Source organism: Pseudomonas sp. S2_C11, assembly GCF_054668395.1.
This window is the reverse complement of record NZ_CP162765.1, coordinates 1,889,635-1,900,224: the sequence shown is the minus strand read 5'-3', so window position 1 is coordinate 1,900,224 and position 10,590 is coordinate 1,889,635. Positions and strand designations below refer to the sequence as shown.

Here is a 10,590-nt window from a genome sequence, read left to right as displayed (position 1 = left end):
GAAATCCGCTCTCCCATGTGTGGGAGCGAGCCTGCTCGCGAAGCGGCCAGTCGGGGCGTCGCAAATTCCGGATCAGCTCAAACCCAAGCCACCGCCAACAACCCCGCCCCCAGCAGCGCACACAACGGCGAATACACCCAGGTATCCAGCCGCGCAAATCGCGAACCTTTCACTTCCTTGAAAAATCCGACCAGATTCGAGTCACCGATCGCTCGGGCGAACATCAGCAACGCAATCGCGCTGATTACCCATTGTAGTGCCTTGTGCTGCACCGCCGGCATGCCCCAGCCGACCCGCATACAAACCAGCGCCGCAATGACCAGCAACGCAGCGGCGACTGCCAGCGTCAGCCAGCCTGAGGGCTTGAAGGCCGGGCGTACCGAGGCCACGAAGCCCGACACCGGCACCTGCGGCACCACCACCGCAGCCGCCCATTGCCCACCCAACGCCCAATACACGTGCATCAGGCCGATTGCCGCGAACACAGTCACCAGCCATTGAGCCAACACAAAGGTCATGGTTGAAATCCTTCAAAGGGATTTGAACAAACCATCCTAGTCGGATTTTTTGCCCCTGCACGACCGGTCGGCGGTGCGCTGCGTTGACCGCGTTATTTCAGATCAGCCGTCACCTTGTCAGCCACATCCTTGGGTAACCAGGCCTGCCACACGTCCGGATGCGCTTTCATGAACGCGACCGCCGCCTCACGAGGTGCGGTGTGCTTGTCACTCATCTCCGCCAATGCCTTGTTCAGTGGCTCGATGGGAAAATCGACCTTGCTGAAGAATTCGGCAATTTGCGGGTTCTGCTTTTGAAACGGCGTAGACACGCCAATCGACAGCTTCGATGCCAGCGAGCGGGTTGGTTTCGGATTGGGATTATCGGCATCTGTCAGCGTCTTCCACGCCTCGGCATCGAACGGCGGCTCTTCCAGCTGCACCAGTTTGAATTTGCCAAGCAGCGGCGTCGGCGACCAGTAATAGAACAACACCGGTTTGCCGCGACGAATCGAAGAGCTGATCTCGGCATCCAGCGCAGCGCCGGAGCCGCTGCGGAAGTTGGTGTAGTCGTCCTGCAAGCCATACGCCGTGAGCTTCTGCTTGTTGACCACTTCCGAAGTCCAGCCGATCGGGCTGTTGAGGAAACGCCCTTTGCCCGGGCTTTCCGGGTCTTTGAACACGTCCTTGTATTTCTTCAGATCAGTGACACTGCGCAGATCCGGCGCCAGCGGCTTGATGCCTTTGGCCGGATCGCCCTTGATCACGTACTCCGGCACCCACCAGCCTTCAGTGGCGCCTTTTACCGTATCGCCCAGGCCGACCACTTTGCCCTCGGCTTCGGCCTTGACCCAGACCGGACTGCGTCCGGCCCACTCCTCGCCAATCACCTGGATGTCATTGTTGGCCAGCGCGGTCTCAAGCGTGATGGTGGTCCCGGGCAAAGTGTCGGTCGGCAGGCCATAGCCTTTCTCGACGATAACCCGCAGCACCTCGGTAATCAGGCTGCCGCTTTCCCAGTTCAGGTCGGCAAAGTGCACCGGCGCCTGTGCCGCCTGCAGCGATTGCGCTGACGTCAGCAAACCAAAGGTGGCCACGCTGGCGGCCAGTAACCGTCGAAATCCGTTCATGCATCGCACCTCGTGCTGTTCACAGCAATGGCAGTTGGCCTGACAGAAACGCAAGCCTCTGAATGACTCAGTCAACTGACTTTAGCCGAGGTTCCTGCTTTTTCCGGGGTCCGCTGCGTGCGAGGTTACGTTTCAGACTTTTCCTGCAGGCTTTGCAGCTCACGTCTGACCATGCTGGCGTATGCCGCCGGTTGCAATGCATAGAGCTGCGACGCTACCCAACTCAGCCAGGCACCTTGCAGTTCGGCCTTGCGGGCGAACAGGCGCTGAGCGTCTTCGCGTGCGCTGTCGAGGTTTTGCGCATGGAAATCCGCGCGCTTCACTCGCTGGCCTTGAAGGTCACCAGTTCACCCTTACGCCATTTGGCGGCTTTGGCAGTGACGGCTTTGAGGGTTTTGGTCAAACCTTCCTGCAGCTGCTCATTGGCGGCGAACACGGTGACGACGCTATGGCCTTCCTTGAACAGGATCGCGTGACCGTCGGCCGTGCTGACAAAGGCGTAATCGCCCAGGCCGTAGACCGTCAGTTTGATGTCGCGAAAACGAATGTCCATCTTGCCGCCTTCACGGCTGGGCAAAACTGACGCGATGAAATGGTCGCCAACCTTGAGTTTGAGTCCCGGTTTGTCATCGACTACCAATGCACTTTCGGTGTCGATTTCGGCGATGTAAATGCCTTCGGCGTTTTGCTCGGTGATGTAAACAAAACGTGATTGGAATTGCTTGACCAGCTTTGCACGCAAATCACCCAGCACGAACAAAGCATGCATATCGAGGTTACTGACTGCCAAAGAAACATCCCCACATTTGAAAAACCGCGCAGCGAAAAACGCCCACGGCAAAGAAACGGCCAGGCCGATGAAAACTGCAAAAACATTCAAACACCCGAAGCGAGCAAAGCACTCTTGAATCGCGAGGTTCGTAGACTACTGGATTGTCATTAGTGAAACCTGCTCTGAAATCGCCAAAGCTTGAAGGAAAACGCCTCAAGTGCGACTAGAGCAATTCTGACTACGAACTTCAGGGAAATTTCTCACGAAAAAAAGCACTTTTCCGACATATCGCTGGCGAAAAATTGCTTTAGATAAGCCCGGTCGTCAACAGGTACTGGCGATTCTAGAGCAGCGATGCTCATTACGACTACCCGCAACGGCCGTTAAATCCCGGCCGACTGATGAAAAGGACTTCATATGTGCACTTTGACTCATTTTGCCACGTCGGCTGACGCGCGAATCACCCCATCTCTGACGATGAAGGTTGCCGACCTCGACAACCTTCCGACATCTTCTAACAATCATCGAACCCCGCACTTTCAAGTGGTGCCGGCAGGTATTGCGTTCTTTCACATCAAGGAGATATCCACGGGACGTGTCAGAGGTTTCCGCGGCAATCACAACGAAGCCTGCGCCCTTGCCCGCTCGCTTGAATCAAAAATCGAACTCCGCGCCAGCGCCTGCCTCTGATAAGGGAGTGAACGAACAAGCCGTACCGGCACCAACCCAGGAGTAGATGATGGAACTGCCAACCGAGCTTAACCTGACCACCCTTTTCGAACAGCTGGGCCTACCGGCCGATGAAGCGTCGATCAATAATTTTGTCGAAGCCCACCCTTTGAAATCTGATATCAAATTGATCGATGCCGATTTCTGGACGCCCCAACAGGCGCAACTACTAAAAGAGTGGCTGCGTGAGGACGGCGAAGAAGCGATAACTGTCGATGAGCTGAACGTGCGCCTGCATCGCGGTAAATAAGGGCGATCAGTGCAGGCTGTCGCCGGGCTCGATGTTCAGTTGTTCGAGCCAGGCAGCCTTGCACTCCTCCGCTTCATCGCGACTGGCGAAGGCTGTGCCGCGTCGCTCCCCGTTGAGCAAAACCACCCAGCACACACTGCGCCCCATCGCGCGTAAGCCGGCCGGAACGCCGCTGCCGATCATTACTGCCACATCCACCCTGCACTGCATGTGCCCTCCGAAATAATTAGCTACCTAACTAAGTCGTCAGATTAAAGCTTTCCTTCGGGAGGAAACAGCAACCGCCGTGCACAGATTCATTGCGTCAACGGTAACAATCTCAGTGTGGGTTCTCAGGTTTATAGCCCAGCCGCAATCCGCCCCAATGCCGGCCCTTGATCATGATCGGCACCGAAAGATCATGCATCAGCTCACCCGTATCGCGCGTGTAAGTCTGCAGCAAAACTGGTTGTTGATGGCTGCCGCAACGGATGCCCGTGCGGTCAGCGAATTTGCGTTTGGTGCGGTTATTTACCGTGTCGACCTGCACATCACCCGTCAACGGCTGGCTGAATGCCTGGTTATGCGTCGGTACATAACCCTGCTGCGTGCAGGCGATCGCGAAAACCAAACCTTCATGACGCGTTAACAGAGGCTCTTGAATCGCGGGCGAGACCTGATCTGTGTACTGATCAAACCTGGTCTGAAATTTGGCTGGTTCGGTACCCGGAATCGGCTGGTAGCTGCGATCGAACAAATCATCCAGGCTGATCCGCCCCTGCTCGACATCCGCCTCGAAGCGCGCTGCGATCAGGCTCGCACCTTCGCGCGCCAGGTCATAAATGCGCTGGTGATAGTCGTCCAGACCGACTTCGGCCAAGCGTTCGCTGATGGTTTCCGCCTGCCCTTCCATCTGCACCGCGGCGTCGGCGAGGCGGCGGGTCTGCTGATCGCTGATCGCCAGATCGCTACGCATTTGCTCAATCGCGCTGAACAGCGCATCAAGCTGCTCGCGATTGGTTTGCGCGCCACGGGCGATTTCGCTGACCTGGGTTTCCACTCCGGCGGCAAGTCGCGCGATGTTCTCCAGATGCTGACCGGTGTGCTCGACCTGTTCGACGCCAGTATGCAGATCACTCGACAACTCGCGAATCTGCGCCACCACTTGCGCGGTGCGCTGCTGAATGTCTGCAACCATCTCACCGACTTCGCCCGTGGCCGCCGCCGTCCGTGCCGCCAATCCGCGTACTTCATCGGCGACCACGGCGAAACCGCGACCATGTTCGCCCGCCCTGGCCGCTTCAATAGCTGCGTTCAAGGCCAGCAGATTGGTCTGGCTGGCGATCGACTGAATCACCAGCGTCACCCGCTGAATGTCGTCGCTGCGCACACTCAGGGCCTCGATCAGCTCGCGACTAGCGTTGGCGCGCTGACTGAGTTGCTGCATGCGCGAAATCGAGTCGAGCAGTTCGCTGCGCCCCGCCGCGCTGCTGTGATGCGCTTCGCTGGCGGCGTCCAGCGCGTCGCGACTGAGCTGTGAAGTCGCCTGCTCGGTGGCGATCATCACTTCGGCGTTGCTGACGATCTGCGCCGCCGCGTCGAGTTGCGATTCAAGTTTGCTGGCGAGCGCTTTGACCGAAAACGCCACGCCGGCGGCAGACAGTGCGTTGTGACTGGTGGTGTAGGAAAGATCGCGGGTCAGTGCGGACAATTCGCTCGCACTATCGACCGGGACAGCAACAGGAGCGCTGCGCGAACGCAGGCGCGGCAGCCAGACAATCAGCACCGCCATCGGCATGCCGAGGTAAAGCGACCATTCGGCCAGAGCCATGCCGGCCAGCAACAGCATCAGAGCGATGCTTTGCAGGGTCGGCGCGATCCAGCGATTTTTCGGCAAAAGCACTGGTGCAGGCAGCGCCGCAACCAGAGATCCATCTCTCGTCATCTTGATCACCCCACGTTTGTTCTCATTGTTGTGACTGCATTAAACGCCACTACAACGCCATTATCCATGGTCCGTTAGTCGTGGGGTCTGTGGCAGGTCAAGGGAACGACGGGAGAATATCGCAGACGAGCAAAAACAAAGATCGCAGCCTCGCGCAACTCCGTGTAGAAGCTGCCGAAGGCTGCGATCTTTTCAAGGCGCCCCTGTTGAAAGGGTCACCCCACAGAATCAGGCCTGACGCTGGTGCTTGTCGATCTGCTCGTGACGCTCTTGAGCTTCGATGCAGTACTTGGTGGTCGGGCTGATCAGCAGACGCTTCAGGCCAATGGCCTCGCCGCTGTCGTCGCACCAGCCAAAGCTGTCGTCCTTGATGCGCTCAAGAGCTTGTTCCAACTGCGGCAGCATGCGCTGGTCGCGATCGATCGCGTTGACCAGCCAAGTGCGCTCTTCTTCAACCGAAGCCGCGTCCGCCGGGTCAGCCGGGGTGTCCAGGCTTTCGATGGCGATACGGTTTTGCTCAATGCGCTCGTGGGTTTCGACTTTCATGTTCTGCAACAGCTCAGTGAAGAAAGCGTGTTGCTCTGCATTCATGTAGTCATCTGCCGGCATAGCCAGCAACTTGTCCTTTGTCATTGATATCTCTATAAAAAAACGTGCATTAAGGCGAATAAGGGAGCGTTTCGGCGAACCGTGTCGGCCGTCGAAAAGGCATCGTTTTATTGCAAACGCCACCCGGCACTCAATTTACGAGGGGCGGCAGTCTAAGGCCCGATCAAGGCCTCAGCAACTGTAAATACAGGGAATTTGTCCGACAGGACCAGGAAACTGCTCTGACACAGGCTTCACACGGCCATCGGAGTGCGTTTATAGCAAGAAATTCACTCCAGCGGCTGTATATAGAAGACAAACGGCTAACCATGCCGCCATCGACAGCCGAGATTATTCTCGCAAGGTGCATCGTTTCAGCCCGGCAGAGCCCGCGCAGCCCTTCTATGATCAGGCTTACCGCGTGATCAACCCGCCCGAAGGATGTCCTATGCCCCGCCCCGATCTGCCGGCCGCCGACGAACTTTCGCTCGCCAGCCCCCCGATCACTGCCGAGCGTCTGCTGCAAACGATTAGCGACGAATATGACGCCCTTCCGCGTCAGCTTAAACGTATCGCCAGTTACATTAGCCAGCAGAGCGAGCGAATCATGGTCGACCGCATCAGCGACATCGCTCGTGAATGCGAGGTGCATCCGTCCGCCATCGTGCGTTTTTCGCAGCGCTTCGGGTTCAGCGGCTTCAGCGAAATGCAGGCGCTGTTCCGCCAGGCCTGGACGCACAAGGCCACGCCGGCGCAGAACTATCAACAACGCATCCGCAGCCTGATCGCCAACAAATCGCAGACCGCCAACAGCGGCGAGCTTGTCCGCGAGTGCATCGACGCAACGCTATCGGGCATCGAACGTTTGGGCCGCGAACTGGATGGGGCTGCGTTCGACAAAGCTGTCGATCTCATCGTCAATGCCGACGACATCTATGTGGTCGGGGTCCGCCGTTCGTTCGCCGTCGCCGATTATCTGGTTTACAACCTGCAGCACACCCAGAAGCGCATTCATCTCGTCTCCGGCATCGGCGGCAGCTATCGCGAGCAAATGCGCAGCGTGCGCGCCAACGACCTGGTCATCGCCATCAGTTTTGTGCCCTACGCCAAGGAAACCCAGCACTGCCTGCGATTCGCACAACAGCAAGACGCCAATACCCTGATCATCACCGACAGCCCTCTGTCGCCACTGGCGAAACTTACCAATAGCGTGTTGATGGTCAATGAAGGCAGTGCGCTGGCCTTTCGTTCGCTAAGCGCGACACTGTGTTTATGTCAGGCGCTGTTTGTGGCGGTGGCCTATCGGCTGGAACTGAATGTCGATGAGATTCACGAACAACCCGGATTCGACGACTGACAATTGTCTCAGGCTCGGCTAGGTTATGCGTTCCCACCGGTTCGACTTGAAGGAACGCGTCATGAAACTGATCGGCATGCTCGACTCTCCCTACGTGCGCCGCGTAGCAATCTCCGCCAAATGCCTGGGGATTGACCTCGAACACGAGTCGGTCTCGGTGTTCCGCCACTTCGAGCAATTCCAGCAGATCAACCCGGTGGTCAAAGCGCCCACGCTGATTCTCGACGACGGCGTGGTCCTGATGGACTCGACCCTCATCCTCGACTACCTCGAAGCCAGCTCCGGCAAGAGCCTGCTGCCCAGCGATCTCACACAACGCGCCCACGCCCTGCGTCTGATCGGCCTCAGCCTCGCCGCTTGCGAAAAAGCCGTGCAGCTGTATTACGAACGCAACTTGCGCCCGGCCGACATTCAATATCAACCTTGGGTTGAACGCGTTGAAGGCCAACTCGCTGCCGCATTTACCGCGCTGGAAAAAGAACTTGAACACAGTGACTTGCCGGTCGACGGCTCCCTCGCCCAGACCGGCATAAGCCTGGCGGTTGCCTGGAGCTTCACCAACCTCGTCGTGCCCGATCAGGTCGACTCCGCGCGCTATGCGCGCATCGCCGAATACACCGCCTACGCAGAAGGCACCGATGCGTTCATCAGCACACCGATGACCTGACCATGAGCACCACCGACACCGCCGCCCCGGCGTTAAAGGAAATCTTCAACGCCGAGCGCTTGCAGCACATCGCTGACGAAATGAGCGCGGTGTACCCGGCATTCAAGGCCAAGGCGTTTCTCAAACACGCCCAGGACGGACTCGCTGAATTATCAGTGATGCAACGCATGGCGCGTGTCAGCGAAAGTCTGCATGCCGTGCTGCCGCTGGACTACGAAGACTCCCTCGAAGTGCTGTTCGAACTCGCGCCACGGCTGAACAGCGGGTTCGTCAGCATGTGCCTGCCGCACTACGTCGCGAGCTATGGCGGGCACGCCTTCGATACCTCCATGGATGCCCTGAAATACTTCACCACTTTCGGCTCCTCCGAATTCGCCATCCGTTACTTTCTGCGCAGCGACCTCGAGCGCTCGCTGGAACGAATGCATGACTGGACCCGCGAAGAAAACCATCACGTCCGCCGACTAGCCAGCGAAGGCAGCCGCCCTCGCCTGCCGTGGTCCTTTCGGTTGGAAGCGGTACAAGCGGATCCGCTGCTGGCCGCCGGGATACTGAATCGGTTGAAGGCGGATGAGAGCTTGTACGTGCGCAAGTCCGTGGCGAATCATTTGAATGATGTGACGAAAGTGCATCCGGAGTGGGTGTTGGACACGATTGAAGGTTGGTCGCTGGACAACAAGCATACGGCCTGGATTGCCAAACATGCGCTGCGCAGCTTGATCAAACAGGGCGACGTGCGCGCGCTGACGGTGATTGGCGCGGGGGCGAAGGCTGAGGTTGAGTTGCTGGATGTGCGGGTCGAGCCGGCGGTGGTGAGGTTGGGGGAAGCGATTACGTTGTCGTTTGTGGTGAAGTCGACTGTGGCGCATGAGCAGCGGCTGGTGATCGACTATGCGATTGAGTATGTGAAGGCGAATGGCGGGGTTTCGAGGAAGGTATTCAAGTTGAAGACGGTGGAATTGCCGGGGTTTGAGGTGGCGCTTGTGCAGCGCAGACAGGTCATCAAGGATTTCACGACACGCAAGCATTTTGCCGGCCGGCATGGAGTGCAGGTGATGATTAACGGAAAGGTGGTGGGTAGTGCGGGGTTTGAGGTTTTGATTTGAGAAATGAGTCATTGATTGGTCTTGAAGACCGGTCGCGAATCAGTGCACTGGCAGCCGTGCATCGATAATGAGCGCGGCAGCACAATGGACAAACTCCCGCCTCAGTAGTTACCAACTTCCGTATGGGACGCCGAATTAAGCCCTGAGGGAGCACCTGTTGTCACAAGCACTTTCAACAGCGTATGGCGACTCCACGGGCCGCAGTACTCAGGCACGTGCGCGATCAATCGGTATCCGCAGCGGGTGTACCAACGGGCGACGTCGTCATCCAGTGTTTCGATCAACGCATCTACGCATGCTCTTTCAACCGCTAATGCCTCAAGCTTGTGCAACACCTGAGTACCCAGCCTGGTTCCACGCCATTGCGCGTTGATCCACAGGTAATTGACAAACAGACGCCTGAATTCGGTTCTACCGGAAGCGCCGCCGATTAGTGCCCCGTTCTCCATCAGCGAACAGGCGATGGCCTCAGCTTGTCCGCCGCGAGCCTCGGACAAGGCTCGGCCATGCTGTAAGACGCCGTCACTGATGGCCTTCATGGTGTCCGGATTGATGTCGCGAACGGTAAGCCATTCCCTCATTGCTGCTCTCCATTGCTAAAAGTCCTTGGCGCTTTCAAGCAAGAGAGGAGCCAACCTGAGATCTTCCCAGCAACAACCCCTGCTCCGCCTCACACAACCCCACCACATAATCCCAGACCACCCGCAGCCGCACCGATTTGTGCAATTCCCGCCGCGTGCTGATCCAGTAGCTGCGTTCGATGCTTTCATCCGGCAGCAGCGCCACCAGATCCGGGTCGGACGCGGCCATGTAACACGGCAGCACGGCGATGCCCAACCCCGAGCGCGCCGCTTCCTGCTGGGCGATGACGCTGGTGCTGTGAAAGACCACGCGCGGGCTGCGGCAGAAGCTGTTGAGGAACATCAGTTCCTGACTGAACAGCAGGTCGTCAACGTAACCGATCCACGCATGTCGGCCCAGGTCTTCGCGGCTATGCAGCGGTGGCGCTTTGTCGAGGTAGGTCTGGCTGGCGTAAAGCGCGAGCCGATAGTCAGTGAGCTTGCGCGTGACCAGCATGTCGGCGGATGGCCGTTCGAGGTGGATGCTGATCTCCGCTTCGCGGTTGAGGATGCTGACGAAGCGCGGCACGGCGACCAGTTCCACCTCCAATCCCGGATAACGCTCGAACAAGCCAATCATGCGACTGGCGAGAAATTTGATGCCAAGGCCTTCGGTGACGCCGACGCGGATCTTGCCCAGCGGCGCGGTGGACTGGGTGATTTCTTCCTGCGCCAGCAGCGCGACGTTTTCCATCGCTTCGGCGTGCTTGAGCAGCGCCTCCCCCGCCGGGGTCATCTCATAGCCCTGGGCGTGCTGGACGAACAGCGCAGTGCCGAGGCTTTTCTCGATCGATTCAATATGCCGCGCCACTGTCGCGTGGGTGGTGTTGAGCCGGCGCGCGGCAGTGAGCAGGCGGCCGCTGCGTTGCAGCTCGAGAAAAAAGCGCAGGTCGTTCCAGTCGAACATGGCGGGTCCTTGTCGGCTATCGTCGTTGCACGCTGTTTGAAAA

14 protein-coding genes are annotated in these 10,590 nt (G+C 58.2%); 5 read left to right on the top strand and 9 right to left on the bottom strand.

Translation table 11 applies throughout. The features are described 5' to 3' along the window. Positions 1-77 precede the first annotated feature (77 nt). From AB4N48_RS08795 to AB4N48_RS08780, 4 genes are all read right to left on the bottom strand, one after another. Positions 78-518: a DUF3995 domain-containing protein gene (locus tag AB4N48_RS08795; protein WP_041480810.1), complete on the bottom strand. Its 441-nt coding sequence runs from the start codon at positions 516-518 to the stop codon at positions 78-80. 92 nt (positions 519-610) lie between these two features. Next, positions 611-1,627 carry an ABC transporter substrate-binding protein gene (locus tag AB4N48_RS08790; protein ID WP_095180238.1) on the bottom strand — a complete coding sequence of 339 codons (1,017 nt, stop codon included), beginning with the start codon at positions 1,625-1,627 and terminating at the stop codon, positions 611-613. 125 nt (positions 1,628-1,752) lie between these two features. Then, entirely contained in the window at positions 1,753-1,950 is a 198-nt protein-coding gene (locus AB4N48_RS08785; protein WP_041480814.1) for a hypothetical protein, read from the bottom strand. Further along, a complete protein-coding gene (locus AB4N48_RS08780; RefSeq protein ID WP_039763128.1) occupies positions 1,947-2,417 on the bottom strand; it encodes a hypothetical protein in 471 nt (156 codons plus the stop codon). Before AB4N48_RS08780 ends, AB4N48_RS08785 begins: the two co-directional genes overlap by 4 nt. A 459-nt stretch (positions 2,418-2,876) precedes the next feature. On the opposite strand from AB4N48_RS08780, the gene AB4N48_RS08775 reads away from it, so the two are divergent. Beyond that, entirely contained in the window at positions 2,877-3,089 is a 213-nt protein-coding gene (locus AB4N48_RS08775; protein WP_236168680.1) for a hypothetical protein, read from the top strand. A 49-nt stretch (positions 3,090-3,138) separates the two neighbouring features. After that, positions 3,139-3,378 (top strand): DUF2789 family protein, encoded by a 240-nt coding sequence (locus tag AB4N48_RS08770; protein ID WP_056789253.1) that lies wholly within the window; start codon positions 3,139-3,141, stop codon positions 3,376-3,378. Between the two features lie 6 nt (positions 3,379-3,384). Here AB4N48_RS08770 and AB4N48_RS08765 read toward each other — a convergent pair whose 3' ends face one another. From AB4N48_RS08765 to AB4N48_RS08755, 3 genes are all read right to left on the bottom strand, one after another. After that, positions 3,385-3,588 (bottom strand): hypothetical protein, encoded by a 204-nt coding sequence (locus AB4N48_RS08765; RefSeq protein WP_016775093.1) that lies wholly within the window; start codon positions 3,586-3,588, stop codon positions 3,385-3,387. A 109-nt stretch (positions 3,589-3,697) separates the two neighbouring features. After that, complete coding sequence (locus AB4N48_RS08760; RefSeq protein WP_460095551.1) at positions 3,698-4,921, bottom strand: methyl-accepting chemotaxis protein; 1,224 nt, start codon at positions 4,919-4,921, stop codon at positions 3,698-3,700. A 609-nt stretch (positions 4,922-5,530) separates the two neighbouring features. Beyond that, a complete protein-coding gene (locus AB4N48_RS08755) occupies positions 5,531-5,935 on the bottom strand; it encodes a TraR/DksA family transcriptional regulator (protein WP_016775095.1) in 405 nt (134 codons plus the stop codon). 403 nt (positions 5,936-6,338) lie between these two features. Between AB4N48_RS08755 and AB4N48_RS08750 the strand changes: the two genes are divergently transcribed. The 3 genes from AB4N48_RS08750 to AB4N48_RS08740 all read left to right on the top strand — a co-directional run bounded on the left by AB4N48_RS08750 (position 6,339) and on the right by AB4N48_RS08740 (position 9,020). After that, a complete protein-coding gene (locus AB4N48_RS08750) occupies positions 6,339-7,247 on the top strand; it encodes a MurR/RpiR family transcriptional regulator (protein WP_460095167.1) in 909 nt (302 codons plus the stop codon). A gap of 61 nt (positions 7,248-7,308) precedes the next feature. Continuing rightward, positions 7,309-7,914: a glutathione S-transferase gene (locus tag AB4N48_RS08745; RefSeq protein ID WP_150635039.1), complete on the top strand. Its 606-nt coding sequence runs from the start codon at positions 7,309-7,311 to the stop codon at positions 7,912-7,914. A 2-nt stretch (positions 7,915-7,916) separates the two neighbouring features. Next, the gene (locus AB4N48_RS08740) at positions 7,917-9,020 is read left to right on the top strand and encodes a DNA alkylation repair protein (RefSeq protein WP_457262842.1); all 1,104 of its coding nucleotides are present in this window, start codon (positions 7,917-7,919) and stop codon (positions 9,018-9,020) included. A gap of 101 nt (positions 9,021-9,121) precedes the next feature. On the opposite strand, the gene AB4N48_RS08735 is transcribed toward AB4N48_RS08740, so the two are convergent. Both AB4N48_RS08735 and AB4N48_RS08730 read right to left on the bottom strand, forming a co-directional pair. Further along, complete coding sequence (locus AB4N48_RS08735; protein WP_056789243.1) at positions 9,122-9,601, bottom strand: GNAT family N-acetyltransferase; 480 nt, start codon at positions 9,599-9,601, stop codon at positions 9,122-9,124. 34 nt (positions 9,602-9,635) lie between these two features. Further along, positions 9,636-10,547 carry a LysR family transcriptional regulator gene (locus tag AB4N48_RS08730; RefSeq protein WP_056789240.1) on the bottom strand — a complete coding sequence of 304 codons (912 nt, stop codon included), beginning with the start codon at positions 10,545-10,547 and terminating at the stop codon, positions 9,636-9,638. Between the last annotated feature and the right edge of the window lie 43 nt (positions 10,548-10,590).